26 protein-coding genes and 4 tRNA genes are annotated in these 25,991 nt (G+C 73.7%); 13 read left to right on the plus strand and 17 right to left on the minus strand.

All coding sequences use genetic code 11. From position 1 onward, the window contains the following. Positions 1–110: 110 nt before the first annotated feature. The 4 genes from ABTY61_RS26475 to ABTY61_RS26490 form a co-directional block, all read right to left on the minus strand. Positions 111–905 carry a VOC family protein gene (locus ABTY61_RS26475; RefSeq protein WP_350507574.1) on the minus strand — a complete coding sequence of 265 codons (795 nt, stop codon included), beginning with the start codon at positions 903–905 and terminating at the stop codon, positions 111–113. Between the two features lie 214 nt (positions 906–1,119). Then, complete coding sequence (locus tag ABTY61_RS26480) at positions 1,120–1,569, minus strand: SRPBCC family protein (RefSeq protein WP_350507575.1); 450 nt, start codon at positions 1,567–1,569, stop codon at positions 1,120–1,122. Positions 1,570–1,706: 137 nt separating this feature from the next. Further along, the gene (locus ABTY61_RS26485) at positions 1,707–3,461 is read right to left on the minus strand and encodes an LCP family protein (protein WP_350507576.1); all 1,755 of its coding nucleotides are present in this window, start codon (positions 3,459–3,461) and stop codon (positions 1,707–1,709) included. Positions 3,462–3,802: 341 nt separating this feature from the next. Further along, positions 3,803–5,515 (minus strand): LCP family protein, encoded by a 1,713-nt coding sequence (locus ABTY61_RS26490; protein WP_350507577.1) that lies wholly within the window; start codon positions 5,513–5,515, stop codon positions 3,803–3,805. 351 nt (positions 5,516–5,866) lie between these two features. On the opposite strand from ABTY61_RS26490, the gene ABTY61_RS26495 reads away from it, so the two are divergent. After that, the gene (locus ABTY61_RS26495) at positions 5,867–6,583 is read left to right on the plus strand and encodes a G1 family glutamic endopeptidase (protein WP_350507578.1); all 717 of its coding nucleotides are present in this window, start codon (positions 5,867–5,869) and stop codon (positions 6,581–6,583) included. 82 nt (positions 6,584–6,665) lie between these two features. On the opposite strand, the gene ABTY61_RS26500 is transcribed toward ABTY61_RS26495, so the two are convergent. Beyond that, positions 6,666–7,649 (minus strand): alpha/beta fold hydrolase, encoded by a 984-nt coding sequence (locus ABTY61_RS26500; RefSeq protein ID WP_350507579.1) that lies wholly within the window; start codon positions 7,647–7,649, stop codon positions 6,666–6,668. Positions 7,650–7,904: 255 nt separating this feature from the next. Between ABTY61_RS26500 and ABTY61_RS26505 the strand changes: the two genes are divergently transcribed. Beyond that, positions 7,905–8,480 (plus strand): TetR/AcrR family transcriptional regulator, encoded by a 576-nt coding sequence (locus ABTY61_RS26505; protein WP_350507580.1) that lies wholly within the window; start codon positions 7,905–7,907, stop codon positions 8,478–8,480. 147 nt (positions 8,481–8,627) lie between these two features. After that, positions 8,628–10,061: an MFS transporter gene (locus tag ABTY61_RS26510; protein WP_350507581.1), complete on the plus strand. Its 1,434-nt coding sequence runs from the start codon at positions 8,628–8,630 to the stop codon at positions 10,059–10,061. Positions 10,062–10,067: 6 nt separating this feature from the next. Here ABTY61_RS26510 and ABTY61_RS26515 read toward each other — a convergent pair whose 3' ends face one another. From ABTY61_RS26515 to ABTY61_RS26525, 3 genes are all read right to left on the minus strand, one after another. Next, positions 10,068–10,331 (minus strand): hypothetical protein, encoded by a 264-nt coding sequence (locus ABTY61_RS26515; protein ID WP_350507582.1) that lies wholly within the window; start codon positions 10,329–10,331, stop codon positions 10,068–10,070. 133 nt (positions 10,332–10,464) lie between these two features. Beyond that, complete coding sequence (locus tag ABTY61_RS26520) at positions 10,465–10,986, minus strand: F0F1 ATP synthase subunit B family protein (protein WP_350507583.1); 522 nt, start codon at positions 10,984–10,986, stop codon at positions 10,465–10,467. Between the two features lie 24 nt (positions 10,987–11,010). Next, the gene (locus ABTY61_RS26525; protein ID WP_350507584.1) at positions 11,011–12,666 is read right to left on the minus strand and encodes a sensor histidine kinase; all 1,656 of its coding nucleotides are present in this window, start codon (positions 12,664–12,666) and stop codon (positions 11,011–11,013) included. Between the two features lie 250 nt (positions 12,667–12,916). On the opposite strand from ABTY61_RS26525, the gene ABTY61_RS26530 reads away from it, so the two are divergent. Further along, positions 12,917–13,168 (plus strand): hypothetical protein, encoded by a 252-nt coding sequence (locus ABTY61_RS26530; RefSeq protein WP_350507585.1) that lies wholly within the window; start codon positions 12,917–12,919, stop codon positions 13,166–13,168. A gap of 68 nt (positions 13,169–13,236) precedes the next feature. Here ABTY61_RS26530 and ABTY61_RS26535 read toward each other — a convergent pair. Both ABTY61_RS26535 and ABTY61_RS26540 read right to left on the minus strand, forming a co-directional pair. Next, positions 13,237–13,312, minus strand: a tRNA-Lys gene (locus ABTY61_RS26535). A 48-nt stretch (positions 13,313–13,360) separates the two neighbouring features. After that, positions 13,361–14,113, minus strand: coding sequence for a nucleotidyltransferase domain-containing protein (locus ABTY61_RS26540; protein WP_350507586.1), 753 nt, complete (start codon positions 14,111–14,113; stop codon positions 13,361–13,363). A gap of 112 nt (positions 14,114–14,225) precedes the next feature. On the opposite strand from ABTY61_RS26540, the gene ABTY61_RS26545 reads away from it, so the two are divergent. From ABTY61_RS26545 to ABTY61_RS26555, 3 genes are all read left to right on the plus strand, one after another. Then, a complete protein-coding gene (locus ABTY61_RS26545) occupies positions 14,226–15,443 on the plus strand; it encodes a DNA glycosylase AlkZ-like family protein (protein ID WP_350507587.1) in 1,218 nt (405 codons plus the stop codon). A gap of 10 nt (positions 15,444–15,453) precedes the next feature. Further along, positions 15,454–16,215, plus strand: a complete 762-nt coding sequence (locus ABTY61_RS26550) for an SDR family oxidoreductase (RefSeq protein ID WP_350507588.1) — start codon at positions 15,454–15,456, stop codon at positions 16,213–16,215. A gap of 136 nt (positions 16,216–16,351) precedes the next feature. Beyond that, the gene (locus tag ABTY61_RS26555; RefSeq protein ID WP_350507589.1) at positions 16,352–17,047 is read left to right on the plus strand and encodes a tyrosine-protein phosphatase; all 696 of its coding nucleotides are present in this window, start codon (positions 16,352–16,354) and stop codon (positions 17,045–17,047) included. 78 nt (positions 17,048–17,125) lie between these two features. Here the strand turns inward: ABTY61_RS26555 and ABTY61_RS26560 are convergent, their stop codons facing one another. Next, positions 17,126–17,590: an RICIN domain-containing protein gene (locus tag ABTY61_RS26560; RefSeq protein ID WP_350507590.1), complete on the minus strand. Its 465-nt coding sequence runs from the start codon at positions 17,588–17,590 to the stop codon at positions 17,126–17,128. Positions 17,591–17,876: 286 nt separating this feature from the next. On the opposite strand from ABTY61_RS26560, the gene ABTY61_RS26565 reads away from it, so the two are divergent. Together ABTY61_RS26565 and ABTY61_RS26570 are read left to right on the plus strand one after the other, a co-directional pair. Further along, positions 17,877–18,971, plus strand: coding sequence for a hypothetical protein (locus tag ABTY61_RS26565; RefSeq protein WP_350507591.1), 1,095 nt, complete (start codon positions 17,877–17,879; stop codon positions 18,969–18,971). Positions 18,972–19,070: 99 nt separating this feature from the next. Continuing rightward, complete coding sequence (locus tag ABTY61_RS26570; protein WP_350507592.1) at positions 19,071–19,406, plus strand: hypothetical protein; 336 nt, start codon at positions 19,071–19,073, stop codon at positions 19,404–19,406. A 69-nt stretch (positions 19,407–19,475) separates the two neighbouring features. Here ABTY61_RS26570 and ABTY61_RS26575 read toward each other — a convergent pair whose 3' ends face one another. The 6 genes from ABTY61_RS26575 to crcB (ABTY61_RS26600) all read right to left on the minus strand — a co-directional run bounded on the left by ABTY61_RS26575 (position 19,476) and on the right by crcB (ABTY61_RS26600) (position 24,987). After that, positions 19,476–20,309: a TIGR02452 family protein gene (locus ABTY61_RS26575; RefSeq protein ID WP_350507593.1), complete on the minus strand. Its 834-nt coding sequence runs from the start codon at positions 20,307–20,309 to the stop codon at positions 19,476–19,478. Positions 20,310–20,545: 236 nt separating this feature from the next. Next, positions 20,546–22,723: a DEAD/DEAH box helicase gene (locus ABTY61_RS26580; RefSeq protein ID WP_350507594.1), complete on the minus strand. Its 2,178-nt coding sequence runs from the start codon at positions 22,721–22,723 to the stop codon at positions 20,546–20,548. A 195-nt stretch (positions 22,724–22,918) separates the two neighbouring features. After that, positions 22,919–23,548 carry a hypothetical protein gene (locus ABTY61_RS26585; RefSeq protein WP_350507595.1) on the minus strand — a complete coding sequence of 210 codons (630 nt, stop codon included), beginning with the start codon at positions 23,546–23,548 and terminating at the stop codon, positions 22,919–22,921. Positions 23,549–23,759: 211 nt separating this feature from the next. Next, positions 23,760–24,134: a fluoride efflux transporter CrcB gene (gene crcB, locus ABTY61_RS26590; protein ID WP_350507596.1), complete on the minus strand. Its 375-nt coding sequence runs from the start codon at positions 24,132–24,134 to the stop codon at positions 23,760–23,762. Beyond that, positions 24,131–24,517 carry a DUF190 domain-containing protein gene (locus ABTY61_RS26595; RefSeq protein ID WP_350507597.1) on the minus strand — a complete coding sequence of 129 codons (387 nt, stop codon included), beginning with the start codon at positions 24,515–24,517 and terminating at the stop codon, positions 24,131–24,133. The genes crcB (ABTY61_RS26590) and ABTY61_RS26595 overlap by 4 nt, the downstream gene beginning before the upstream one ends. Continuing rightward, positions 24,514–24,987, minus strand: a complete 474-nt coding sequence (gene crcB, locus ABTY61_RS26600) for a fluoride efflux transporter CrcB (protein WP_350507598.1) — start codon at positions 24,985–24,987, stop codon at positions 24,514–24,516. Before crcB (ABTY61_RS26600) ends, ABTY61_RS26595 begins: the two co-directional genes overlap by 4 nt. 70 nt (positions 24,988–25,057) lie before the next feature. On the opposite strand from crcB (ABTY61_RS26600), the gene ABTY61_RS26605 reads away from it, so the two are divergent. The 4 genes from ABTY61_RS26605 to ABTY61_RS26620 all read left to right on the plus strand — a co-directional run bounded on the left by ABTY61_RS26605 (position 25,058) and on the right by ABTY61_RS26620 (position 25,867). Then, entirely contained in the window at positions 25,058–25,399 is a 342-nt protein-coding gene (locus tag ABTY61_RS26605) for a metallopeptidase family protein (RefSeq protein ID WP_350507644.1), read from the plus strand. 165 nt (positions 25,400–25,564) lie between these two features. Beyond that, positions 25,565–25,637: transfer RNA gene (locus ABTY61_RS26610), tRNA-Glu, on the plus strand. Positions 25,638–25,692: 55 nt separating this feature from the next. Then, positions 25,693–25,766, plus strand: a tRNA-Asp gene (locus tag ABTY61_RS26615). A gap of 27 nt (positions 25,767–25,793) precedes the next feature. After that, positions 25,794–25,867: transfer RNA gene (locus ABTY61_RS26620), tRNA-Phe, on the plus strand. Positions 25,868–25,991: the final 124 nt, after the last annotated feature.

Below are 25,991 nucleotides of genomic sequence, written 5' to 3' on the forward strand. Positions count from 1 at the left end.
AGTCTGCCCCGGGAACGCGGGGGATGCCGCCCATTCCCGGCGGCGCGTCGCGGGAAGGGCGGCTTCCGGTTGCCCGCCGCGGCCGGGGGCCGTCGCGGCCGCGGCACCGGTTACGGCGAGTCCGGCATCTGCGCCTCGGGCGCCTGGATGACGGCGAACAGCGCGCCCTGCGGGTCCCGGACCACGGCCATCCGGCCGGACTGCATGTCGAACGGCGGCTGGAGCACCGAGCCGCCGGCCTTGACCAGGGCGTCCACCGTGGAGTCGGTGTCGTCCACCGAGAAGTACGTCATCCAGTGCGAGGGGGTGCCGGCCCCCAGGTACCCGGGGATCGCCTGCATGCCCCCCACCGTGCGGTCGCCGACGTTCAGCGAGACGTAGCCGCCCTGGATGGTGGCCGGGCGCAGCCCGACCGCCGGCTGGTAGAAGCGGCCGGCCACGTCGGTGTCGGAGGTGTTGAGCTCGTTCCAGACCAGCGCGCCGGGCTCGTTGACGACGCCCGCGCCGATGAAGTCCATCGCCTGCCAGACCCCGAACACCGCGCCGGTCGGGTCGGCGGCGACCAGCATCCGGCCGATCGTGCCGACGTCCATCGGCTCGTAGAGCACCGTGCCGCCGGCCCCGGCGATGGCGGCGCGGGCCGCGTCGGCGTCGTCCGAGGCCAGGTAGGTGGTCCAGGCGACGGGCGGCAGCGGCTGGCCCTCGGGCCCGGACCGCGCCATGATCCCGGCGACCGGACGGCCGTTGAGGGTGCACACGGCGTAACCGCCGAACTCGGCCGGGCCGACCTCGCCCTGCCAGCCGAACAGGTCGCGGTAGAAGTCGAGCGCGGCCTGCTGGTCGCTCGCCATCAGGTCGATCCAGCACGGGGTGCCGGGCTTGTACGGATCGGTCACTAGGGGCATTGCGGGGCCTCCCGGAGGCGGTGGTGGCCGGCTGGGGTCGTCGGGCGGGCGGGGCCCGGCCCGACCGGTACGGCCGTCCGCACGGACGGCGCTTACGACGGCGGTACACCGCCCACCTTCGGTCCGGCGCCGCGTTCCCGCCACCGGACGGCGCCCTCGCGGGCGACCGGCGGCGGGGCGGCGGCCGGGCGGCGGCCGGGCGGTGACCCCGCGTTCACTCCTCGTCGTGGCGCAGGGCGGTGACGAAGAGCGGCTGCGCCTTGCCGCTCTGCGCGTAGTCCTTGAGCCGGACCAGCAGTTCGGCCCAGGTGCCGGCCACCATCGGGACGCCCTCCTCGCTGCCCGGCTGCCAGCCGCCGTGCCGGAACAGCAGCCGGGTGCGGACGGGGGCGTCGGGCTGGTCGGAGAGGTCCCAGCTGATCCAGGTACCGGCCCAGTGCGGCGGGAAGGCCCCGGCGTTGGCCCACAGCACCCGGTCCGGGTCGGCCCGCTCGCGGCGCAGCCGGAACGGCTCGGGGACGCCGGGGAAGTCGAAGAGCAGCACCTCGCCCTCGCGGTCCACGCCGGTGGTCCACCAGCTGGTCAGCCCGACGTGGGTGTTGAGCGCGTCGAGCACGGCGGACCGGGGCGCGGCGATGTCGATCTGCATGGCGATCTCGGGCATGGGGTCCGCCTTTCGGTGACGGTGGTCCCCTCTGCGGCCCGGTCCGGCGACGATCCGGGGACGGGCCCTGAGCCCACGATGGCACGACCCCGGGCCGTACGCGCCCCGGGGTCGTGCGGTCGGTCCGGCGGGTGCGGTCAGCCGCCGCTGCCGTAGGTGGTGTTCGCGCAGATGTCGTCGTCCGCCGAGCGGGCGTCGTTGGTGACGGTGGTGGGCAGCGGCTGCGGGGGCGTCTGGACGCCGGGGGTGGCGCCCGCGGTGGGCGCGGTGGTGCCCATGCCGTTGGCCGCGGCGAAGTCCTGGCCGACGATCACCGAGATGCCCTTCGCGCTGCTGGGCTCCAGGCTCGCGCCCGGGAACAGCGCGGCGAGCTTCTCGGCGTTCGCCTTCTGGCTTGAGCTGTACTCGATCGTGGTGGTCTTGTACTTGGTGTTCGCCGCCTGGCCGGCCGTGCTCGCCGAGTACTTGGCGCCCTTGAGCAGGTCGGTCCCCTTGCCGGCCAGGCCGTTGACGACCGTGCCGTTGTAGACCGCGACCTTGACCGAGGCGTTGGAGGGGTCCGCGGCCGGCGCGGCGGGCGTGCTGGGCGCGGCCTGCTGGGGGGCGGTGGTGCCGGCGGCGGCGTCCGGCTGCTGGCCGGTGGCGTTCTGGCCGTCGATGGTCTGGTCGGCCTTGAGGGTGTCCCAGAGCTTGTTGGCGTCGGGCTGGACCAGGTCGATGTTGGCGTCCTGGGTGCGGTAGCGCCAGGGCGCCGTCACGAACTTGAGGTCGTGCATGTCGATGTTCTTCAGCGACAGGCCGAAGGAGAGCAGCTTGTCCGCGGAGTCCAGACCGGGGTCGACGGTCAGCGACTTGGTGGCCGCGTCGGCCAGCGGCAGCAGGTTGGTGGGGCTCAGCCCCTCCTTCTTCATCTTGGTGGCGAGCGAGCTCATGAAGGCCTGCTGGCGCTTCATCCGGCCGATGTCGGAGCCGTCGCCGATGCCGTGCCGCAGGCGCACGTAGTCGAGCGCCTGCTGTCCTTCGACGGTCTGCTTGCCCTGCGGGAGGACGAGGTTGCCCTTCTTGTGCAGGTTGGGGTTGATGTCGCCCTCGTAGATCGCCTTCGGCAGGCAGACGTCCACCCCGTTGACGGCCTTGGTCATCGCGGCGAAGCCGTTGAAGTCCACCACGATGGTGTGGTCGACCCGGATGCCGGTGACCTTCTCGATGGTGTTCTGGGTGCAGGCCGGGTTGCCGCTGTCGCTGCCGCCGACCGAGAAGGCGGCGTTGAACAGGTCGTTGCCGCCCTTGGTCCACTTGCCGTTGGGCAGCTTGCAGGACGGGATCGGCACGATCGCGTTGCGCGGGATCGAGATGCCCACGGCGTGCTTGTGGTCGGCGTAGACGTGCAACAGGATCGTGGTGTCCGAGCGGGCGCCGCCGTCCTCGCCGCCGCCGAGGTCGGAGTTGTTGCCGCCGCGGCTGTCGGAGCCGATCAGCAGCACGTTGACCGGCTTGTTGCCGTCCGCGTCGGCCTTGGCCTCGGGCGGGCGGTCGGCGGCTATCGCGTCGGCGTCGAAGGACTTGATGTTGGCGTTCAGCTTGAAGTAGATCGCGCCGCCGGCGCCCGCGATCAGCACCAGCACACCGGCCGCGGACCAGGCGACGATCTTCTTCACGTTCTTCTTGGGCTTGGCACCGCGCCGCGCCGCCGCCCGGCCGCCCGGGCCCGTCCCGCCGGACCCGCCGGACCCGCCGTCCGACCGGCCGCCGCCCTTGCCCTGCGCGGCACGCCGGGCCTCGGCCCGACCGCCGGAGCGCGGGGCGGGCACGCCGCCCGCCGCACCGTCCGCCGGGAGTGCCCCGGGCGCGTCCTCGCCCCGAGCCGGGCTCTCGCCCCTGCGACCTGCCATGCGCTTACCTTTCACCGACGGAAGCGACGCCCCGGACGATCTGGCGCACCGCACTCAGGGAGACGGCCGGAACCCGCTCCCTGGTTGTACGTACGAAAGTCGGTACAGACCGACCATCGTGGCTTCCGATCATATGGAGACCGAAGGCGATCACCGACCTCCGGTACACCAACCACCCCGCAGGCCACCGGGCACTCCCGCCACAGAACGTCCGGAATCGACCGACTCGGGCGGGGTGTCGTCGGTCTCGGAGAACCGGGCCGGAACCGGGCGGGAACCCGGTGAGAACTGGACGAGACCTGGGCGAGAGCCCGATGGGAACCCGATGGGAACCGCCCGGATCAGAAGACGCAGGGGATGCCGCCGTCGGCCTGGGCGTCGACCATCGGGCCCTGCTGGGCCACGTTGGTGCCCGGGTCGGCCGGGGCGGTGGTGGGCCGGTCGGCGGCGACGCCGGTGAAGGCGGTGCCGAGGACCACGACCACCCGGTCGGGGCCCACCGAGGCGGACTCGGCGGCGGTCACGCCGTAACGGGCGGCGATCTGGTCGGCGCCGTCCTTGGCGCCCTTGCCGTAACTGACCGTGGTGGTCTTCGGACGGCTGGCGGCCGGGCCGGTCCTCCCCTCCTTGAAGCCCATGCCGACCAGGGCCTTGGCCTCGTCGGAGGAGGACACCCCGGCGGCGGAGGAGGCGTTGAGGACGTCCACGGTGACGGCCTTGGCGGCGGCGGTCGGCGGCGCGGTCGGCGGCGCGGTCGCGGTCGACTGGGCCGGGGCCGGGGTGGTGGCCGGGGCCCCGGGGGTCGCGTCGGCCGGGGCGGGGGCGGCGTCCGCGTAGCCGAAGAGCTGTTTGACGATCTTCTGGATCTTGGCCGGGTTGACGAGGTTGACGTCCTGGCCGTTGACCGACGAGAGATCGGCCACCGGGAGGGTGCGGAACTCGGCGTTGCCCCCGGTCAGATTGGGGGCCTGCTGGGCGAAGTCCAGGACGTTCCACTGGTTGTCGATGACGAGGTCCTGCTGCAGCACACCCATCAGCTCCCGCATCTTGCCGAGGTCGCCGACGATGCCCTTCTGCTTGAGGTTGTAGACGACGTAGGAGACGAAGGCCTGCTGGCGGTGGGTGCGGGCGAAGTCGTCGGAGTTGCCGTGGCCGTCGTCCAGGTTGTGGCGCTGGCGGACGAAGGAGAGCGCCTGGGCGGCGTCCAGCTTGCTGTGCCCGGCGGGGAGCTTGAGTCCGGTGCCACCGCCCGCCTTGGTGGCCGTCCTGGCGATGATCGGGTCGTCCACCGGGTGGGTGAGGCAGACCTCGATCGGCGCGAGCACCTTGGCGATGTCGTAGAAGCCCTTGAGGTTGACCTCGGCGACGTGGTCGACGGGCTGGTCGAGGAAGGTCTGGACGGTGCGGATGGTGGCCGCGCGCCCGACGTCCCGGCCGGCCTTCTCCAGGTCGGGGCCCTTGAGGCCCTTCGCCTTGGGGCTGCCGTTGAACTGGTCCTTGGCGTTGCCATAGGCCTCCTTGATCTTGGCCATGCCCATCTTGGTCCCGTCGCCCTTGTACGTCATGACGTAGTCGTCGCGCGGGATGGAGACCGCCTGCACCTTGCCGCCGCCCGCCGGTATGTGCAGCAGGATCAGCGAGTTGGTGTTGTAACCGCCGATCTCGGAGTCGTGGCCGGCGTGCAGTTCGTTCTCCACGATCGACGGGTCGAGGTCCGAACCGTCCATCGCCTTGCGGCTGTCCAGGCCGATCAGCAGCAGGTTGATCGAGTTGTCGAGGTGCTTGGGGGCGTCCTTCCTGGTCTCGTCGAGGGCCTTGGAGGTGGTCATCCCGTCGGTCAGCGACGTGTACTCGTACCAGACCACCCCGCTGGCCGCGAACACCGCGAGACCGACCCCGCAGGCAACCACCCGGCCCGCGATCAGCAGCGGGGAACGCCCGCCGCCACCGGCCTTGCGGGCGGCGGCCCGGCCGCCGGCCTGCGGCGGCTGCTCGGGGCCCTGCGGCCGCTCGGGGCCCTGCGGCTGCTCGGTGCTCTCGGTGCGCTCGGCCATGGTGCGTCCCCCGGCTCCCGGACCGTTCGATCCGTGTTCGACAAGGCATGGAGCCGCCAGCGAAACACAGAAACGGATCACGCCAAAGCGGTTCGAGGTCGAATTGCCAGCGCTGGAACCGATTTACCGCAGATTGACCTCGGCCGAGACGAGTCCGGCGGCGGCATCGGTTCGCCGACGCATCGTCAAGTAGTGCACCCGACAGTGCAATGGCTTGGCCAACCTTCCCCCTGATCCCCTTGCCCTGGCCATGACAGTCGGCCCATCCTGAACTACCACTCGCCAACGGCCGCCCCCACGGCCTCAGTTGGCGTGTGCTCCTCCTGTTCGTCCCCTCACGAAGGAGTCAGCATGCGCAGATTCATGATCCGCCTCGCCACCCTCGCGGCAGCGGCCACCACCCTCGCCCCCGTCGCGCCGACCACCGCGGCAGCGGCCCAGGGGCTCGCCTTCCGCCCCCTGCAGTACAACACCAACGGCTACAACTGGGGCGGCTACGCCGCGACGGGCAGCGGCTTCAGCTCGGTCTCGGCCTCCTGGACCGAACCGGACGCGACCTGCAACTCCACCAACGACCTCTACGCCCCGTGGGTCGGCATCGACGGATACGGCTCCTCCAGCGTCGAGCAGACCGGGGTGGCGACCGACTGCTCCAGCGGGAGCCCGGTCGACCAGGCCTGGTACGAGATGTACCCGGCGAACCCGGTCTACCTGAGCCTGAGTTCGTACCCGGTGTCGGCCGGCGACCACATCACCGCCTCGGTGAACTACGTCGGCAGCAACCGGTACACGCTCAAGCTGACCGACTCCTCACGGGGCTGGACCTACACCACCACCAAGTCCACCACCGCCCAGCGGACCAGCGCCGAGGTCATCATCGAGTCGCCGACCGGCGCGTACCCCGACTTCGGCACGCTGAACTTCACCTCGGCCACCGTCAACGGCAAGTCCCTCGGCTCGGCCGGCCCGGTCGCCCTCGACCCCAGCTCCAACGGCACCTACGAGGCCAGCACCGGCGGCCTCGGCTCCGGCGGCACCAGCTTCAGCGAGACCTTCCTGGCGGAGTGACCGCCCCCGGTGCCGCGGCGGGCGGGCGCCCACCCGCCCCGGCACCGGCCCCGCGGCCCCGGCAGGGTCCGGCAGGGTCCGGTCAGCGGGCCAGCAGCTGCCGCAGCTGGTCGATGACGAACTGCGGATCCTCTTCCAGCACCCAGTGGTTGGCGTTCGGCACGACCGCGGTGGTCACGTTCGTCGCGACGTTCTTCATCTCCTCGCCGATCGAGTCCTTCATGCTGTTCTGGCCGCCGAGGCCGAGCACCGGCATGGTCAACCGGCCGTGGTCGAGCAGCGCCTGCACGTCGCGCATGCCCGTGTCCTGCTGGCGGAAGAAGTCGAAGCCCGAGCGGGTGGCGCCGGGGCGGCTGTAGGCGGCGATGTACTCCCGCTGGGCCTTGGCGCTCGGCGCCCCGCCCGGACCGCCGTTGTTGTAGACCGACCCGTAGAAGACCTTCTCCTTGCCTGCCACCAACTGCTCCGCCACTCCGGGCTGCTGGCCGTTGACGAAGGAGTCCCACCACAGGAAGTTCGGCTTGTCGGCGACCAGTTTCAGGTACCAGAGGGTGGGCGGCGCCTCCAGGATCCCCAGCTGGCTCACCTGGTCGCGGTACCGGGCGGCGTAGGCCAGCGCCACCCCGCCGCCGATGTCGTGGCCGGCCACCGCGACCTTGGTACCGCCGAAGCCGAGCCGGTCCACCACGGCGTGCACGTCGGCGGCGAGGGTGAGCGGGGTGTAGCTGCCGTAGGCGTCGCTGTCGGAGGCCTGCGAGCGGCCCAGCCCGCGCAGGTCGACCGCGATGACGGTGTGGTCCTCGGCCAGCGCGGGCGCCACCTGCTCCCAGGCCTGGAGGGTCTCCGGCCAGCCGTGCAGCAGCACCAGCGCCGGGCCGTGCCCGGCCACCGCGTAGTGGATCCGCAGTCCGTCGCTGACCACGAAGCCGTCCTTGAAGCCCGGCAGCCCGCCCGGCGGGGTGGCGGAGGCCTCGGCGGCGCTGCCGGTGGTGGTGAGGACCGTGACGGCGGCGAGCGCGGCGGCGGCCGCCACGACCGGGCGGCGCTTCGGCTGACGTCCAGTCAATGCCTTTGTGCGGAACATGAATTCCCCCAAGTGATCGTTTTCGTTCGGGCGGCATCGTAGGGCAGCGGGTCCGACCCGTTCGGCGCCGGCGGTGCCCGGCCCGGCGCGGGCCTGTCGATTGACGCGAATCACGGCCCTCATTGGCGCGAACCCACCCTGGTCCGTGCACGCAGGGAGCGGGCGCCGGGGTCCCGACCGCGCCGGGATCTGACGGAGTTTTTGACAGGACTGACAACAACTGGCACGATCCTCCCCATGGCACGCCCGAGGAAGTTCGACACCGAGGCCGCGATCGACGCGGCCATGAACACCTTCTGGACCAAGGGGTACACCGCGACCTCGACCGACGACCTGGCCGAGAGCACCGGCATGCTGCGCGGCAGCCTGTACAACGCCTTCGGCGGCAAGCGCCAGCTGTTCGAACTGGCGCTGCGCCGCTACCGCGAGGGCGGCGGCGCCGGGGCGAACCCGGTCCGGGGCGACCGCCCGCCGCTGGAGCGCATCCGTCGACTGCTGCTGACCGGGGTGGACCAGGCCTCGGCCGACCACCGCGGCTGCCTCGCGGTCAACACTGTCACCGAACTGGCCATCTGTGAACCGGAGTTGGCCGAGCTGGCCCGCCAGGCCTTCATCCCACTGGAGGCCTCGCTGACCACCGCGATCGAGGCCGGCCGGCTCAGCGGCGAGATCCGCGCCGACCGCGCCCCGCAGGTGCTCGCCCGTCAGGTGATGGCCGGCTTCCACGGCCTGCTGCTCCAGGCCAAGGCGGGCTTCGAGCCCGAGTCGCTGCACGCCACCGTCGACGCGATCGTCGAGGACCTGCGCCCCTGAGCCCTTGAGCGCTTGAGCACTTGAGCACTTGAGCACTTGAGCGCCTCACCACCCCACCGCCCGAGCCCCCACGGGGGCTCCGGGCTTCCCCGCACCCAGGTTTTTGGCACTTCCACCAATAACTACTCCCGCCGGAGGCCAGACCCCATGCCCCTGCTCCCCGTCATCCTGGCGGCGTTCTTCATGTACGGCTTCGACGGCAACGTCGTGAATGTCGCCCTGCCCGCCATCCGCGCCGATCTCGGCGCCGGCCAGGCCGCCCTCGAACTGGTCGTCGCCGGCTACGTGTTCAGCTACGCCACCGGACTCGTCCTCGGCGGACGCCTCGGCGACATCCTCGGCCACCGGCGGATGTTCCTCACCGGCATGGCCGCCTTCACCGTCGTCTCCGGGCTCTGCGGACTCGCCCAGTCCCCCACCCAGCTGGTGCTCGCCCGCATGCTCCAGGGCCTCACCGCCGCCGCCATGGTCCCCCAGGTGCTCGCCCTGATCACCACCGCCATCCCCGCCGAAGGCCGGGCGCGCGCCCTCGCCTGGTTCGGCGTCACCGGCGGACTCAGCGGCGTCTGCGGCCAGTTGCTCGGCGGCGTGCTGCTCGACGGCGACCTCTTCGGCCTCGGCTGGCGCGCCGTCTTCCTGGTCAACCTGCCGGTCGGCCTGGTCGTCCTCGCCGTCGCCGCCGCCGTCCTGCCCCGCACCACCACCGGCCGCCGCCCCGCCCTGGACGGCATCGGCGTGCTCGCGGTCTCCGGCTCGCTGGCCCTCGCCCTCGTCCCGCTCGTCCTCGGGCGGGAGGCCGGCTGGCCGCTCTGGGCCTGGGCGATGCTCGCCGCCGCCGTCCCCGCCGCCCTTGCCGCCCTGCGCTGGGAGCGCCGGCTCGCCGCCCGCGGCGGACAGCCCCTGCTCGACCCCGACCTGTTCCGCGGCCGGGTCTTCCGCACCGGCCTCGCCGTCAACGCCGCCTTCATGGCCTTCTTCGCCGGCTTCGTGTTCGTCATCAGCCTGACCGTCCAGACCGGCTTCGGCTACAGCCCGCTGCGCTCCGGCCTGGTCTTCACCCCCATGGCCGTCCTCGCCATGGCCGGCTCGCTCACCGGCAAGCGGCTGATCCCCCGGTACGGGCTGCGCGTCCCCGTCGTCGGCGGCGCGATCACCGCGCTGAGCCTGCTGCTCACCGCTCTCGCCCTGCAGACCGACGGCGCCCGCCACGCCCTGCCCGTCCTGCTCGCCACCATGGGCCTGATGGGCATCGGCAACGGCCTGGTCCTGCCCTCCCTGATCGGCGCCCCGATGGCCGGGATCACCCCCGAACGGGCCGGCACCGCCTCCGGCACCCTCTCCACCACCCAGCAGTTCGCCGCCGTCACCGGCGTCGCCGTCATCGGCGGCAGCTACTTCGCCGTCCTCGACCACCACAGCCCGGCGGTCGCCGCGGCCACCGCCGGCTGGGTCGCGCTCGCGGCCGTCCTCGCCATGATCGGCCTCACCGTCCGGCTCTCCCGCGCCACCGCCTCGGCCGCCGCCACCGCCGGCTCAGCCCCCGGCGCCCCCACCCCGGCCCCGGTACCGGCCCGGCGCTGACCGGGGTCAGCCGGCCTGCCGGACCTTCACGCCCCCGACCAGCGAGTACGAGCGCACCTTGACCACCGCGCCGCCCGGCTCACCGGCCACGCCCCGGCTCCGGCCGCCGAGCAGCGAGAACCCGCTGACCTCCACCGCCGTCCCGGCCGGAACGGTCAGGTCCACCCCGCCGAACACCGAGAACGCGTCCACCTCGGCCGAGGCGCCCTCCGGGTAGGCCGGTTCCGCGCCACCGACCAGGGCCGCCTTGACCAGGTGCGTCCCCTCCACCGGCCGCACCGCCCCGACATGGCCGACGTCCTGCCCCCGCAGAACGGCTCGGGCCCCGGGCAGTGGTCGATCCACTGCCCGGGGCCCGAGCCGTTCGACGGGGAAGTACGAGTGGGGAGGGACGACGGCTGCGTCAGGCCCGGGCTCCGGCCCCGGCGTCGTGCGCAGCATCGTGCGCGGCGAAGAACTCGTCCGCGATCTCCCGGGTCCGCGGCAGCTCCGCCAGCGGCTCCCCGACCACGCGCCCCGCCAGCTCCCCGGCCAGCCGGATCACGTCCTCCCGCAGCTCGGCCTCGGCCAGCACCCGGTCCGCCGCCAGCTGCACCTGCGCCTCGGCCAGCATCCCGTCCCGCAGCGCCTGCCCCTCGGCCCGCAGCTGCGCGATCAGCGCCGCGCCCTCCTCGGTCGCGGTCTGGCGGATCACCGCCGCCTCGTGCCGCGCCGCCGTGAGCTCCGCCTGGAACTCCTCGTACACCCGCTGGGCCTCGGCCCGCGCCTCCTCCGCCCGCTCGACACCCCCCTCAGTGGCGTCCCGCCGCTCCCCCAGCACCTTCTCGATCCGCGGCAGCAGAACCGCCCCGAGGATCCCGAATATCAGGAAGAAGCAGACGAGTCCGATGACCAGCTGTGCAACATCCGGCTTCAAAGGTCCCATGACACCAAGATAGTTGAGCCTTCCTCACTCACCTTCACCGCCCCCGGGCACGACGGCGGACCCACTCCCCGACGGAAGAACGCCCATGTCAGGGGCGGCGGGGAGCTGAACCAGCGAGCCCGGGAGCATGACCAGCGCAGTGGTGCCACCGCTGTCGCTCGGCGTCAGCTGAACCCGGATGTCGTGCCGCAGGGACAGGCGGCCGACCACGAACAGGCCCATCCCGCCGGAAGCCGTGTTCACCAGCGGTGGGTTGGTCAGGAGCTCATTGATCTCGGCGAGGCCGTCCGAGCTGAGGCCGATGCCGGCGTCGTGGATCTCGATCAGCACCCGACCGTCCGGCAGGGCGTGGGCAGCAGTCCGGACCTGGGCATACGGGGGAGAGAACACAGTGGCGTTGTCCAAGAGCTCGGCGAGCAAGTGGACGAGGTCATTGACAGCGGGACCGGCCACCTCGACCGGCGGGACGGCCTCCGCCCCGACCCCGATGCGCTCGTATGACTCGGCCTCGCCAGCGGCGGCACGGAACACATCGAGCAGCGGAACGGGACCGGTCCGACGGCGGCCTACCGCGCCTGCAAACATGAGGCTGTTCTCGGTGTTGCGGCGCAGGCGGGTCGCGAGATGGTCCAGCTTGAAGAGGTCGGTCAGCCGCTCCGGGTCGGCCTCCCGGCCCTCCAGCTCCGAGAGAAGCAACAGCTGACGATGAGTCAGTAGTTGATTGCGCCGGGACAGATCGCCGAAGATCTCCGTGGCGTTCCGGTGCAGCAGGGCCTGCTTGACGGCGAATCTCACAAGCTCGTCGAAGCAATGGGCCAACCGCCCCACGTCATCACGCCCGTACAGCCCGACCGACGGGAACACCAGCCCGCTCACCGTCTCCTGGAGTCGACCGGTGGTGATCGTCCGGATGAGCTCGGGCACCTGCTCCTCGGCGAGCTTCTCCGCCGCCTCCCGCAGCTCGCGCAGAGCCGCGGGCGTCCGCAGGCGGCTCACCCGTCGGCCCTCGTCCACGATCCCCTGCGCTTCGGCGCGCGCCGACCGCCGTACCTCCTCGGCCTCCTGCCTCGCCGCCGTCGCGCGGCGGTCGGCCTCGGCGGCGCGCGCCCCCGCGGACTGGACGGCCTCCGCCCGGATCCGCTCCGCCTCGGCCCGCACGGCGTTCGCCTGCTCGGTGGCCTCTCCCAGCAGCCGGGCGACCTGCTGCCGGGCCTCCTCCACCAGGTGGGCCGCCTCGGCCTCCGCCCAGGAGCGCAGCTGCCACGCGTGCGCCTCGGCCGAGCCGATGGTCTCCGCCGCCGTCCGCTCCGCCGTCTCGACCAGCAGCTTGGTGGCGTTCCGGATCCGGCCCAGCGGGGCCTGGAGCTGCCGGTTGAGCGCGCGGAGGTCCACCCACCGGCGGCGCCAGAGCTCGATCAGTTCCGGGTGCGCCCGGTGGCCCTTCGGCTTCGTTGCGTCCACCGGCAGCGGATTGCTGACCACCCGGACGAACTCCAGCAGGAAGTTCATGGAGGGCAGTCGCTTGCCGGTCAGAAGGTCGGTGATGCCCGCCTTGGTCAGCTTGAAGACGTCGGCGGCGGCGCAGATCTCGCCGTAGGAGGGCGCCCCGAACTCGATGTGCAGCCGGTTCAGATCGTCCACGAAGGCCGCCAGCTGCCCGTCGTACGCGGCCGCGGCCACGAGATCTCCCGGGTCGGCCCCTGTCGATCGTTCTGCCACGACTCTCCCCGCCGTCCATTCGTCAATTCGCCTGGTGTTCAGCGTACTTCGAACGCCCTCGGACAGTCCTGAACATTCCTGAACGCCCGCCGACGCACGCGGCGTTCAAAGACGGCAGCGCGCCGTCCGAGCCCTCGGCCTCCGCATACGGGAACCGGCGGGGTCGTACGCCTGCCTGGGTCAGCGCCGGAACCTCTGGTCAGCTCGGACCATGACCGACAAAGACCCCGACGTCCCCGGCCGGTCCGCCGACGTCAACCCGCCGCAGGCCCCCGAGCCGCACGCCCCCGGGCCGGAGACCGCCCCCACCGGTTCGACCCGGCACCGGGCCCTGGACCTGATCGCCCTCGTCACCCTGCTGGTGATCGCCACGGGGGTCTACCTGACCGCGGGCAGCGGCGGGTTCGAGGTGATCACCGGCGCCGGCGTCGGCCTCTACGGCCTCTGGCGGGCCCGCCGCTGAACGGCCAGTGAACCGCCCGCAGACGCAGCAGCACCCCGGTCGGGGAACCCGGCCGGGGTGCTGTGCTGTGGTGGGCCACCAGGGGCTCGAACCCTGAACCTACGGATTAAAAGTCCGCAGCTCTGCCAATTGAGCTAGTGGCCCGCGGCCCTCCGTACCGGATGGTCCCGGGTGGGGAGGGCCAGGGCGATCCTACCCGGTGGGGCCCAGGGCTCCGCCAGTGGATTGGGTGGGCGCGCCGGGTGCGGGGGGCGCGGCTCGAGGCGGGCTGTAGTGGGCGGCGCGGACGCGGCGGAGCCAGGCCTCGGCGGGGCGGGGGTCGGGGGCGGCGGGCAGGACGCCGGGGCGGGCGAGGCGGTCGGCGGCGTCGGCGAGCAGCTGTTCGGCGGTGGCGGGGCGATCGGCGATGCGTTCGCCGAGGTCGCGGACCCGCTCGGGGTCGGGCAGCCGGATCAGGTGGTGGCCGGTGCGGTGCAGGCGGACGGCCTGCTCGACCAGCCGGACGAGGTGCCGGGCGTGCTTGGCGGCCCGGCGGCGGGTGGCCGGGTCGGTGGTGTCGCGGGTCAGCAGTTTGCGGAACTGCTGGTCCGCGTAACCGAGATAGGCGTTGCGGACGGCGGGTGCGCTGAGGAAGCTCGACCGGATCCCGACCAGTTCGCGACCGAGCGGGGTGGCGGTCTCGTACAGGTCCTCGGGCAGCCAGACGAGTTCGGAGGCGGTCGGGTTGCAGGACAGCGCCAGCCGGCACCACTTGGCGGCCTCGTGCAGGGTGACGTCCGGCTCGGTGGTGACGTGCGACTCGGCCGGGCGGCGCAGGCCGTGCAACTCCTCGGTGGGGACGGCGAACAGGCCCAGCCGGTCGACGTCGGAGCCGGCGTGGGCGAAGCCGTAGGCGGTGGAGCCGACGATGCCGGAGAGCAGCACGGTGCCGGGTACGGCGGGCATGCGTTCTCCTCTCGATCAGTGGTTCTTCCGGGTACCGCATCCTCTCCGGAACGGGCCGCGCCGGGCGAGCGATTTCCGGCCCGGGGCACGCCGGGCCGCCGATACTGGCCCCATGGAGCACGATCCCCGCCCGGAAGCCGTCGGCGTCGAGAAGTTGCGGGCCTGGTGGTCGCACCGGCAGTGGCTGGACCGCCCGCACACCGGGGCATCGGCCGCCGAGGCGCTGGCCGCGACCGGCTGGGCCCGCTCGGTGGGCGGCGCGGCCCCGTACCTGGGCCTGTTCGCCCGGGCCGGGCTGGGTCGGGCGGCGGTGGACGCAGAGGTGGCCGGCCTGGCGGTGCACGAGCTGCCGTCGGCGCGGGGCTGCACCTACGTGCTGCCGGCCGCCGACTTCGCGCTCGGCCTGGCGGTGGGCGCGGCCGCCCCGGAGGGCGAGCTGGCGGCTGCGGCGAAGCACCTGGGGGTCGGCCGGGACGAGGTGGAGCAGCTCTGCCTGGCCATCGAGCGGGCGCTGGCCGACGGCGGGCCGCTGGATCCGACCACGATCCGGGAGGCGGTCGGCGGCGCCGTCCGGTCGCTGGGCGAGCCGGGCCGCAAGCGCGGGCCGGCGACCACCCTGCCGCTCGCCCTCGGGCTGCTGCAGTCGCGCGGCCGGATCCGCCGGGTGCCCGTCAACGGCCGTCTGGACCAGCAGCGTTACGGCTACGTCGGCTGGGACCAGCCGGTCTCGGGGAACGCCGTGGACCTCGCCCGCCGCTACTTCTCCTGGGCCGGGCCGGCCAGCCTCGGGCACTTCCGCTGGTTCTCCGGCTTCTCCGCGGCCACCGCCCGCGCGGCGGTCGCCGAGGCCGGCCCGGTGCCGGTCGCCCCCGGCTCGGAGCTGCTGCTGCCGCCCGAACTCGTCGAGGAGTTCGCCGGGTTCGAGGTGCCGGCCGAGCCGCACTACACCCTGCTGGCCGGCATCGACGGGATCCACCTGCTGCACCGGGACATGTCCCGGCTGCTCGACCCGGCGGACGCCGCCCGCCCGCTGCCCGCCGGCCGGGCCGGGCGCACCTTCGGCGGCGAGACCGACCCGCAGACCCACCTGGTGCTGGACCGGGGCCGGATCGTCGGCCTGTGGGAGTACGACACCGAGCGGGCCGAGATCGTCCACCTGTCCTTCGTCCCGCCGGACGACGCGCTGCGCGCGACGGTGGCCCGCACCGAGGCGTTCGTCCGGGACGAGTTGGGCGACGCCCGCGGGTTCAGCCTCGACTCGCCGAGGAGCCGCGCCCCGAAGGTCGCCGCGCTGCGGGAGGCCGCCGCGGCGGGGCGGCGCGCCGGGTAGCGTACGGCCCATGTCGACCACCAGCACCGACGAGGTCCTGCTCGTCACCGGCGCCGGCCGCGGCATCGGCGCCGCCACCGCCCTGCTGGCCGCCCGCCGCGGCTACCGGGTGTGCGTCAACTACCGTACGGACGAGGCCTCGGCGACGGCCGTGGTGGACGCCGTCCGCGCCGGGGGCGGCACCGCGATCGCCGTCCGGGCCGACGTCAGCCGCAGCGCCGAGGTGGAGCGGCTGTTCGCCACCGTGGACGCCGAACTCGGGCCGCTCACCGGGCTGGTGAACAACGCGGGCACGCTGGAGCGGCAGTGCCGGCTGGAGGACATCGACGAGGACCGGCTGAACCGGATCTGGGCCGCCAACATCACCGGCCCGTTCCTGTGCGCGGCCCAGGCCGTCCGCCGGATGTCCACCCGGCACGGCGGGCGCGGCGGCGCGATCGTCAACGTGGGCTCGGCCGCCTCCCGGATCGGCTCGCCGAACGAGTACGTCGACTACGCGGCCGCCAAGGGCGCGGTGGACTCGATGACCCGCGGGCTGGCCCTGGAGGTCGCGGCCGAGGGGATCCGGGTCAACTGCGTGCGCCCGGGCCTGATCCACACCGGCATCCACGCGCTCGGCGGCGAGCCGGGCCGGGTCGACCGGGTCGCGCCGGGCCTGCCGATGCGGCGCGGCGGGGAGCCGGAGGAGGTCGCCGAGGCGGTGCTGTTCCTGCTGTCCCCGGCCGCCTCGTACACCACGGGGGCGTTCCTGGAGGTCTCCGGCGGCCGCTGACGACGCGGCGGCGGGACGGGCGTACGGGACGGCGGTGCGGGACGGGCGTACGGGACGGGGGTCCGGGACGGGGTTAAGCGAACGGTCCTCTCCGTTTTCCTTCCCCCCGCTCCGTCCGCGCCCGTACGGTGGGGCCATGACCGCTGCCTTCATCGACATCCCCGGTGTGCGCAACTTCCGTGACGCGGGCGGGATCGGCGCCCTGCGCCGGGGCGTCCTGTACCGCTCCGGCTCCCTCCACGCGCTCACCGAGGAGGGTGCCCGGAAGCTCAAGAACCTCGGCCTGCGGACGGTGATCGACCTGCGCAGCCCGTTCGAGCTGGAGGTCTGGCCGGACCAGCGGCACGGCCTCGACCACGAGTCCATCAACCTGCCGACCCTGCCCGCCAACCGCGAGGACCTCGACCGGCCCTGGCCCGAGGACCAGGCCGAGCTCTACACCTTCATGCCCGAGACCGCCGGCCCCTCGCTCGCCGCGGTGATCCGCCGACTGGCCGCCCCGGAGGCCGTGCCGGTGATCGTGCACTGCGCCGTCGGCAAGGACCGCACCGGCCTCACCATCGCCGTCCTGCAGTCCCTGCTGGGCGCCTCGGACGCCGACATCACCGCCGACTTCCTGCTCTCCAACGCCGGCCTCGACCTGGAGGACGGCCCCACCCCGTACATCGACGAGACCGGCACCGAGCGGATCTCCCGCCCGATCAACGCCGACCTCATCGCCTCCTCCCTCGCCTGGATCCGCACCCACCACGGCACCGTCCCGGCCTACCTCGCCGCCCACGGCCTCACCCCCGCCGACCTGGACGCCCTCCGGGCCAACCTCTCGGCCTGAGACCCGAGACCCGAGGCCCGAGGCCCGAGGCCCGAGGCCTGAGGCCCGAGATCCGAGGCCCGGGCAGGATGGGCGGCCCTACCGCTGCCGTTCGAAGCGCCACCACTGGGTGGGGGCGTCGGTGTCCTCCCACTGCTGGGCGCCGGTGTCGGTGGCGGTGAGGGGCTTGCCGCTGATGAAGCTGGTGACGGTGTAGGTGCCCGGGGCGTCGACGTGGGCCTCCAGGAGCCACTCCTGGGCGCCGAAGGCGTTGGCGGACCACTGCTGGACGGGGACGCCGTCCTCCGGGGAGGCGCCGGTGACGTCGAGGCGCTTGCCGCTGCCGGCGTTCTCGATGTGGAAGAGCGCGCCGCCGGGGTGGACGGCGGTGAGCCGCCAGAGCTGGGCGTCGGAGCCGTCGTCCGCGCCGAGGCGGATCCGGGCGCCGCTGCGGCGGGAGGCCTCGGCGACCTCCAGCAGCAGGCCGCTGCCGACGTTGCGGATCCGGTAGCGGCCGTCGGTGACCGCCTGGCCGGGCGTGCTGTCAGGGGCGCTGTCCGTCATGGCCGCAGTCTCGCACCAGCGGCTGACAGCGCGGCCCGCTCCGCGCTGCGGCGGCGCGCCTCGGGCCCGAGGCGCGCCGCCGGCCCGCGCGACGGTCTGCGGCGGGGTGATCGCGGCGCCGGGGTGGGCGGTCGCCGGCTTCGGCCCCGGCGGCGAACAGCAGCACGCCGGACAGCGGCCCGACGTGGCGGGGTTCGGGAGACGCGGTCACCGCGCGAGTATCCGTCACCGGGCCGGGGCGCAGGGGGTTTCCGGTGCACGGGCGGCGCCGCCTATGCTGCGGCGAATGTCCACCCGGAGCACTTCGCCGACCCGTCAGCAGCCCACCCTCCTCGAAGCGGTGGCCGCACTGGAGGCGGTGGTCGCGGCCGGCGACGACGAGGGCTTCGGCCCGGCCCTGGGTCTGGTCGGCGGGGTGTTCGGTCCGGCCGGCCCGGCCGAGCGGCGGGCGGCCGGGCCGCGGCTGGCCGCGTTGCTGCCGGACGCGCCACCGTTCCCCCGGGCCCACCTGGCCATGGTGGTCGGCGCCTGTGTGGAGTCCGGTGCCGACCCGGTGGCCTGCGCGGGCCCGGTACTGGCCGGTCTGCGCGGGGCGTTGGCCGGCGCGCAGCGGCTGGTCGAGCACTGGGCGCGGACCGGCGGCGGGCCGCTGCCGGACCAGGAGGCGGACGATCCGGCCGAGGCGCACGCCCGGATCGAGGACCCGGCGCACCTCGACCCCTGGCACGCGCACCTGGCCGTGGTCGCCTGGTGGACGCTGCACCTGTGGCAGCAGGCCGCCTGGGCGGTGTACGCGCACCCGCCGGTCCGGGCCGAGGCCCGCGCCTCGGGCGTCACCGAGGTGCTGCTGGAGCTGTTCGACCGGTACGACGGCGAGCGGCACGACTTCAAGGGCCTGACGCACTTGGCGCTGGTGCTCGACGACGAGCCGCTGCTGGTCCTCGACCGCCCCACCGGCACCGGCTACCTGCTGCGGATGAGCGGCCTGAGCGACACCTTCCAGCTGCACACCCTGCTCGCCGACGTGCTGATCGGCGGCGGCCACCTGCCCGGCACCCCGCAGGACCCGCAGGTGGTGGCGCTGGCCCGGACGGAGTTCCTGGACGGCCGCCGGCTGATCGCCACCGGCGCCTTCAACCTGGTCGCCCCGGACGGCTCCTGGCTGTGGAACGAGGGCACGCCGAGCGACATCCCGGTGCTGGACGGCGTGCGCACCCTGGTGCTGGAGCCGCTGCCGTACGAGCGCAGCTGGTCGGCCGGCCGCTTCCTCCAGGAGGTCCCGGGCGAGCTGCGGCTGGAGCGGGTGCTCGACCCGGGGGAGGCGGCGCGCCTGCTGGCCCGGACGGTGCCGGGGGCGGCCACGGTGTCGGCGTTCGGCTGAGCGCTCCGGGCCCCGGGCCCCCGGCGGGCCGCTCCGTTCACCGGGTTAGGGTCGGAAGCCGACGCACGTCCCCTACGAGCCCTACGAGTGGAGTCGACGATGGCGAAGGTCCCGAACGCGCTCGCGGCCGCCGCGCCCGCCGCGCTGACCGCGGCGAGCGGTCTGGTCGGCGGTTACGGCGTGGCCCGCTGGAGCGGTCGGCGCGAACTGGGCGGTGCGGTGCTGGCGGTGGCCGGTGCCGGGGCGGCCGCGCAGTGGCGGCGCAGCTCGGGCACGGCGGCCGCGGCGGCGCTGACCGGCCTGTACGTGGCGGCCTTCGGCGGCTCGCATCCGCTGGCGAAGCGGATCGGCGCCTGGCCGTCGGTCTTCGCCGTCACCGGGGTGGTGGCGGCGGCTTCGACGGCCGCGACGGTGCTGTCCGCGCGCAAGCGCTGATCCGCCCGGCCTGCACCGCCCGTCCTTCACCGCCCGTCCTTCACCGCCCGTCCCCGAGCCGGCCCCGGTTCAGGACGGCACGACCGCCGTACCGAACCGCGCCTCGAAGGCCGCCCGGTTGGCCGAGACCGGCGAGCGGTCCCAGACCGCGAACACCACCCGCTCGAACGCGCCGCCGTACCGGGCCAGCGCGCCCTCGAAGGCCTCGGCGACCTGGGCCGGGTCGTTGCGGAACACCCCGCAGCCCCAGGCGCCGAGCACCAGGGCGCGCACCTCGTGCCGGGCCGCCGCCGCGAGCACCCGCAGGGCCCGCTCGGCGAGCACGCCCCGGACGTCCGTACCGGCCGAACGCCGTTCCAGCTGACCGGCGTTGGGGGCGGGCGAGGTCAGGAAGGTGACCGGGTACGGTCGGGCCAGCAGCTCGCCCCGGCCGCCCCGGATCACCGGTACGGCGGGCGAGACGATGACCCGGTGGCTGTACCGCAGGTCCGTCGAGGCCCGGTGCGCCTCGTAGTAGTCCGGCGCCTCGACCAGGCAGCTGTACAGCAGCGCGCTGCGGCAGAGGTCCTCCTCCTGGGCGCGGGCGCCGCGCAGGTACCCGCCACCGGGGTTGCGCGCGGAGGCGAAGTTCAGCACCCCGACCGGCCCGGCCCCGGCCGCGACCAGCCGCCGGGCCGCCTCGACGCTGCCCTCGGCCGTCACCTCGATCCGCCCGCCCGCCGGACCCCGCTCCCCCGCCGCCAGCAGCGCGTCCAGCCCCGTCGGCGCATAGGACACCGTGCCGGCCCGGGCGGCCGCCAACTGCTCCCCCACCTGCACGAGTTCGCCCCCGGCCGTCCGGTAGCTCCCCCGCGCGGCGATCTCCTCGTTCACCCGTGCCACGTCATGCAGTCTGCTGCTCATGTCCGTGACGCTACGGGACTACCCTCGGCGCGCGCCACAGGTTATTCTCACTTCCAGAACAACACCTCGGGGGGGGCGCGTGCCGGCGAGGTGTCGGGGGGTACCGGGGGTATCGGGGGATATCGCCGGGGGAACGCGAAGGGCCCGCTCCGGGGGACGGAGCGGGCCCTTCGTACGTGGTTCAGTCAGCCGGCCGGCGGTCGATCACCAGCCGTGCCGCACGACCTCGGTCGAGGTCAGTTCTTCCAGCGCGGCTTGCGGTCGTCGCGGTTGAAGCCGCCGCCGTTGAAGCCGCCGCGGTCACGGTCGCCGAAGCCGCCGCGGTCACGGTTGAAGCCACCGCGGTCGGCCTGCGGACGGCCGCCGGCGCGGTGGTCGTCGCGGCGCGCGAACGGACGGCTGTTGCTGCCGCCGCGCTCGTCGCGGTCCCGGCCGAAGGACGGGCGGTCGCCGAAGGTGCGGGCCGGACGGTCACCGAAGCCACCGGAGCGGCCGCCGCGGTCGTCGCGGTCACGGTTGAAGCCACCCGAGCGCTCACGGTCGCCGAAGCCACCGGAACGGCCACCGCGGTCATCACGGTTGAAGCCACCGGAGCGGCCGCCGCGGTCGTCACGGTCACGGTTGAAGCCACCCGAGCGCTCACGGTCGCCGAAGCCACCGGAACGGCCACCGCGGTCATCACGGTTGAAGCCACCCGAGCGGCCACCACGGTCGTCACGGTCACGGTTGAAGCCACCCGAGCGACCGCCGCGGTCGTCACGGTCACGGTCCCGACCGAAGGCCGGACGCTCGCTGCGGGCCTCGCGGTAGGCCGGGGTGCGCTCCTCCGCCTGCGGCGCGGCGGCGGCGGGAGCCTCGGCGGCGGCCGGAGCGGCCTCCTCGCCGCCCTCCGGGGCATCGGCCGGGGCCTCGTCCTCGATGCCCAGGTCGGCCCGCTCGCGCGCCGCACGGGCGGCCAGGCGGTCGGCCTCCTCGCGCAGCTCGGTGGCGCGGCGCTGCGCGCGCTCCAGCTGGCGGGTCATGTCGGCGAGCTCGCGCTCGGCGGCACCGGCGATGTTGGCGGCGCTCTCGGCCTGGACCTCGGTGAGCGAGCGGGCGCCGGTGATCTTGGCGACCTCGGCGTCGAAGGCGTGGTCCAGGATGTGGCGGCTGGCGTCGACGCCCGCGTCCTCCATCAGGCGGAAGACGCCGCGGCGCTGGTGCGGCAGCACCAGGGTGACGACGGCGCCGGAGCGGCCGGCCCGGGCGGTGCGGCCGGAGCGGTGCAGGTAGTCCTTGTGGTCGCCGGCCGGGTCCACGTTGAGGACCAGGTCGATGCCGTCGACGTGGATGCCGCGGGCGGCGACGTCGGTGGCGACGACGACGTTGACGTAGCCGTCCTTGAAGTCGCCGAGGACGCGGGTACGGGCGCCCTGGGTCATGCCGCCGTGCAGCGCGTCGGCCTTGACGCCGGCCTCGATCAGCTGCTCGGCGACGCGGTCGGCGCCCATCTGGGTGCGGACGAAGATGATCGTGCGGCCCTTGCGGGCGGCGATCGCGTTGGTGATCGGCGCCTTGTCCTTGGGCTTCACCACGAGGATGTGGTGGGTCATGGTGGTGACGGCGCCGGCCGACGGGTCGACCTCGTGGGTGACCGGGTTCTTCAGGTAGCGCTTCACCAGGGTGTCGATCTCGTTCTCCAGCGTGGCGGAGAACAGCAGGCGCTGGCCGCCGGCCGGCACCTGGTCGAGGATCTCGGTGACCTCGGGCAGGAAGCCCATGTCGGCCATCTGGTCGGCCTCGTCGAGCACCACGGTCTGGACGTCGTCCAGCTTGGCCGAGCCGCGGTTCAGCAGGTCGCGCAGGCGGCCCGGGGTGGCGACCAGGACGTCGACGCCGCGCTCCAGCGCGTAGATCTGGTTCGACATCGAGGTACCGCCGCAGACGACCTTGAGGCGCAGGCCGAGCACCGAGCCGAAGGGCTCCAGGGCGTCGGCGACCTGCATGGCCAGCTCGCGGGTCGGGACCAGGATCAGGCCGCGCGGGTGCTTGGCGCGGGTGCGCTCGCCGTCGGCGAGGCGGGTCAGCAGCGGCAGGCCGAAGCTGAGGGTCTTGCCGGAGCCGGTGCGGCCGCGGCCCAGCACGTCCTTGCCGGCCAGGGCGTCCGGGATGGTCGCGGCCTGGATCGGGAACGGGGTGGTGACGCCGCGCTTGGCGAGGGCGCGCACGACGTCGTCGTGCAGGCCCAGGTCGCCGAAGGTGATGGTCGGCTCGGCGGCCTCGGCCGCCTCCTCGACGGTCTCGGCGGCGTCGGTGGTCTCGGTGACCTCGACGGCCGACTCGGCGGCCTCGGCGATCAGTTCGGTGGTGTCGGTGACATCGGCGGCAGCCTCGTTCGCGGGCATGGCGAAGCGGGCGTCGTCAACGAGAGACATGCAAAACCTTCCGGAAGTGGCACGCGCCAAAGTCCGGGGTTCTGTTTCACAACCGCCTCTATGCGGTCAGCCACGGATCGCCGGAACGCGCCAAGGGCGCCAGATGGGAATAGGGCGCCAATCAAATGAATCAAACGAACGATCTACCACCATAGACGACCCTCGGTATCAGAGGCAAATGCCCTGGCCAGATCGCTAATGCGCACCCGCATGCGGGCTCGGGGCCGAAGATCCGGAGCTGCCGGCGGAGGGTTCCGGGCCCGGCGGGACGGTCGCGGCGGGCGTGGTGTGCTCGGGTTCGGGGGTGCCGGACGGGTGACCGCTCGGGGTGGCCGACGGGGTCCCGGCCGCACCGCCGCCGGAGCGGCCCTCCCCGGTGCCCGTGGAGCCCGCCGAGGAGCCGCCCGGATGGGGCGCGGGGCTGACGTTCGCGCCGCCCGACGCACCGCTGCCGCCCGGCGCGCCCTCGGGAGCACCCGCCCCCGGCACCGGGACCACACCGGCCACCGTGCCGTTCGCGCCGGGCGCGAGCTCGCCCGGCGCGGCGCTCGTCGCCCCGGCCGGCGCGTTCTCGGCCTGCAAGCCCCCCTGGTGCTCCGAGCGCCCTGACGCGCCCCCCGGGTGCCCGCTACCCGCCGCGGTCGAGGGGCCGCCCGTCGCCCCCGGCCGGCCCGCCGGACCGGCCTGCCCGACCGGCGCCACGCCGTGCTTCTCCTCCGCCGCCGGACCGACCGACATGCACCCGGTCAGCCCCAGCCCGGCCACCGCCAGCACCGCCGCCGCCCGTACCACCGCGCCCGAACGCGCCGCCCGCACCGAAGCCACCGAGCTCCCTCTCCATCGCCCCACCCGGGCCGCCCACTGCCGCGCGGCCGCTTTCGGTGCCCAACGCGCGCCGGGCGCGGCGGGACACGGGCGGGTGGCGCAGTTCTCGGCGACCGCCCCCTCGGAAGCCCGCCCGGACGCCGCCGGGAGGCCGTCCCGGAAGCCCGCCTCCGCCCCGCCGCGGCCCCACCCGGCCCCGTCTCGGCCCCGCTCAGCCCCAGAGTGCCGAGGCCAGCTCCGCCCCCGCGTAGACCGCGCCCAGCCCCGCCGCCAGGCTCCCGGCCACGTTCGCCAGCGCGTACCGCCCCGCACCGGACTCGGCCAGCCGCAGCGTCTCGTACGAGAACGTCGAATAGGTGGTCAGCGCCCCGCAGAAGCCCGTGCCGACCAGCAGCTGGACGTGCGAGGAGGCCGCCCCGGCCGCCACCGCCCCGGTCAGCAGGCCGAGCACCAGGCAGCCGACCACGTTCACCGTGAAGGTGCCCCACGGGAACACCGAGTCGTGCCGGGACTGCACCGCCCGGTCGGTCAGGTACCGCAGCGGAGCGCCGACCACCGCGCCCGCCACCACCAGCAGCCAGTTCACTCCGCGCTCTCCCCCGACCCCGCGTCCGGCCCCGCCCCCGGCTCCGTGCCCCGGCCCGCGTACCGGACGACCTCGCAGCGGTCCAGCAGCACCAGCCCCTCCGCGACCAGCTCCTCCAGCTGCGGCAGGAACCCCCGCACCCGCTCCTCCCGGTCGACGATCACCACCGCCACCGGCAGGTCCTCGCTCAGCGACAGCAGCCGCGCCGTGTGCACCAGCGAGGAGGCGCCGAAGCCCTCGATCCCCCGGAACACGCTCGCCCCGGCCAGCCCGGCCGCCCGCGCCCGGTGCACGATCTCGCTGTACAGCGGCCGGTGGTGCCAGGTGTCGCTCTCGCCCACCAGGACGGTCAGCCGTAGCGCCGGCCCGCTCAGCCGGCTCACCGGGCACCCCCGCGGCGGATCAGCCGCCGGGTCAGCACCGCCGCCGCCCACACCGCGCCGAGCGCGCCCAGCAGGGTCAGCCCCAGGTACGCCAGGCCGGGCCCGAGCCGCCCGGCCTCCAGCAGCCGGCGGACGTCCACCGCGTACGTCGAGAAGGTGGTGAACCCGCCCAGCACCCCGGTGCCGAAGAACGGCCGCAGCAGCGGATGCGCCGGACGCCCCTCGGTGACCACCACCAGGAACACCCCGATCACCGCGCAGCCGACCACGTTGATCAGCAGCGTCGTCCAGGGGAAGGCCGACGGCCCGGTCTCCCAGCCCAGCCCGGCCGCGTACCGCGCCAGTGCCCCGATCGCCCCGCCCACCGCGACCACCGCCACGGCGGGCCCCTGCCCGCGCAGCACCGGCGGGCGCGGCGGCGCCGGTGCCGCCGTCGCGGTGTCGTCCAACGCGTTCTCCGAGGTCGTCACGGGCCCATCAAACACCGCCGTCCGCCGCCTGGCACACCGTCACCCCAGACCCGACAATGATCCGGTGGAGATGACCCGGGAAGAGTTCGAGACGCTGGTCAGCGACGCCCTGGACCGGATTCCCCCGAAGCTCGCGGCGATGATGGACAACGTCGCGGTCTTCGTCGAGGACGAACCCGAACCGGGCGACCCCGAACTCCTCGGCCTCTACGAGGGCACCCCGCTCACCGAGCGCGGCGAGTGGTACGCCGGTGTCCTGCCCGACCGCATCCTGATCTACCGCGGCCCCACCCTGCGGCACTGCGAGACCCGCGAGCAGGTGGTCGACGAGGTCCGCACCACCGTCATCCACGAGGTCGCCCACCACTTCGGCTTCGACGACCACGAACTGGACGAGCTCGGCTGGTCCTGACCCCGCCGCCGTGGGCCCCGCCGGCAGGGCCCACGGACAGGCCCCACCCGCCCCCGCGGAGCCCCCCACCCCCACCCGGCCCAAACCCGTTTTGGCGATCCGCCCCGCATCCCATATGCTTCTCGACGTCCCCGGGAACGCTGGAAACAGCCGAACGGACCACAAGCCCTCATCGTCTAGTGGCCCAGGACGCCGCCCTTTCAAGGCGGTAGCACGGGTTCGAATCCCGTTGGGGGCACGCAGTGCCGTAGTAAAGTGCAGTATCGCAAGACCTTGGTGGTTCGCCACTACAAGGTCCCGTGGAGCAGTTGGTTAGCTCGCCACCCTGTCAAGGTGGAGGTCGCGGGTTCAAGTCCCGTCGGGATCGCTCGTCTCGCAAGAGACGGTGCAGTACGGCCAGGTAGCTCAGTTGGTACGAGCGTCCGCCTGAAAAGCGGAAGGTCGCCGGTTCGACCCCGGCCCTGGCCACATAGCCTGACCAGCAGAAAGCCTCCGAGCGCATCGCGCTGCGGGGGCTTTTTCATGCCGTTTGACGCCAGCGCTGACGCCAACGGGCCCGAACGGCAGCAGATCCAGGCAGCCGAGACAGGCA

The sequence above is a fragment of the Kitasatospora sp. NPDC096128 genome, from assembly GCF_040303105.1.
In the GTDB taxonomy this organism is placed as follows: domain Bacteria; phylum Actinomycetota; class Actinomycetes; order Streptomycetales; family Streptomycetaceae; genus Kitasatospora.

Bases quoted from the DNA above. Each gene is read 5' to 3' on its own strand.
- ABTY61_RS26475 (WP_350507574.1), bottom strand. From the start codon at position 905: ATGCCCCTAGTGACCGATCCGTACAAGCCCGGCACCCCGTGCTGGATC.
- ABTY61_RS26480 (WP_350507575.1), bottom strand. From the start codon at position 1,569: ATGCCCGAGATCGCCATGCAGATCGACATCGCCGCGCCCCGGTCCGCC.
- ABTY61_RS26485 (WP_350507576.1), bottom strand. From the start codon at position 3,461: ATGGCAGGTCGCAGGGGCGAGAGCCCGGCTCGGGGCGAGGACGCGCCC.
- ABTY61_RS26490 (WP_350507577.1), bottom strand. From the start codon at position 5,515: ATGGCCGAGCGCACCGAGAGCACCGAGCAGCCGCAGGGCCCCGAGCGG.
- ABTY61_RS26495 (WP_350507578.1), top strand. From the start codon at position 5,867: ATGCGCAGATTCATGATCCGCCTCGCCACCCTCGCGGCAGCGGCCACC.
- ABTY61_RS26505 (WP_350507580.1), top strand. From the start codon at position 7,905: ATGGCACGCCCGAGGAAGTTCGACACCGAGGCCGCGATCGACGCGGCC.
- ABTY61_RS26510 (WP_350507581.1), top strand. From the start codon at position 8,628: ATGCCCCTGCTCCCCGTCATCCTGGCGGCGTTCTTCATGTACGGCTTC.
- ABTY61_RS26520 (WP_350507583.1), bottom strand. From the start codon at position 10,986: ATGGGACCTTTGAAGCCGGATGTTGCACAGCTGGTCATCGGACTCGTC.
- ABTY61_RS26530 (WP_350507585.1), top strand. From the start codon at position 12,917: ATGACCGACAAAGACCCCGACGTCCCCGGCCGGTCCGCCGACGTCAAC.
- ABTY61_RS26540 (WP_350507586.1), bottom strand. From the start codon at position 14,113: ATGCCCGCCGTACCCGGCACCGTGCTGCTCTCCGGCATCGTCGGCTCC.
- ABTY61_RS26545 (WP_350507587.1), top strand. From the start codon at position 14,226: ATGGAGCACGATCCCCGCCCGGAAGCCGTCGGCGTCGAGAAGTTGCGG.
- ABTY61_RS26550 (WP_350507588.1), top strand. From the start codon at position 15,454: ATGTCGACCACCAGCACCGACGAGGTCCTGCTCGTCACCGGCGCCGGC.
- ABTY61_RS26555 (WP_350507589.1), top strand. From the start codon at position 16,352: ATGACCGCTGCCTTCATCGACATCCCCGGTGTGCGCAACTTCCGTGAC.
- ABTY61_RS26560 (WP_350507590.1), bottom strand. From the start codon at position 17,590: ATGACGGACAGCGCCCCTGACAGCACGCCCGGCCAGGCGGTCACCGAC.
- ABTY61_RS26565 (WP_350507591.1), top strand. From the start codon at position 17,877: ATGTCCACCCGGAGCACTTCGCCGACCCGTCAGCAGCCCACCCTCCTC.
- ABTY61_RS26570 (WP_350507592.1), top strand. From the start codon at position 19,071: ATGGCGAAGGTCCCGAACGCGCTCGCGGCCGCCGCGCCCGCCGCGCTG.
- ABTY61_RS26575 (WP_350507593.1), bottom strand. From the start codon at position 20,309: ATGAGCAGCAGACTGCATGACGTGGCACGGGTGAACGAGGAGATCGCC.
- ABTY61_RS26580 (WP_350507594.1), bottom strand. From the start codon at position 22,723: ATGTCTCTCGTTGACGACGCCCGCTTCGCCATGCCCGCGAACGAGGCT.
- ABTY61_RS26605 (WP_350507644.1), top strand. From the start codon at position 25,058: ATGACCCGGGAAGAGTTCGAGACGCTGGTCAGCGACGCCCTGGACCGG.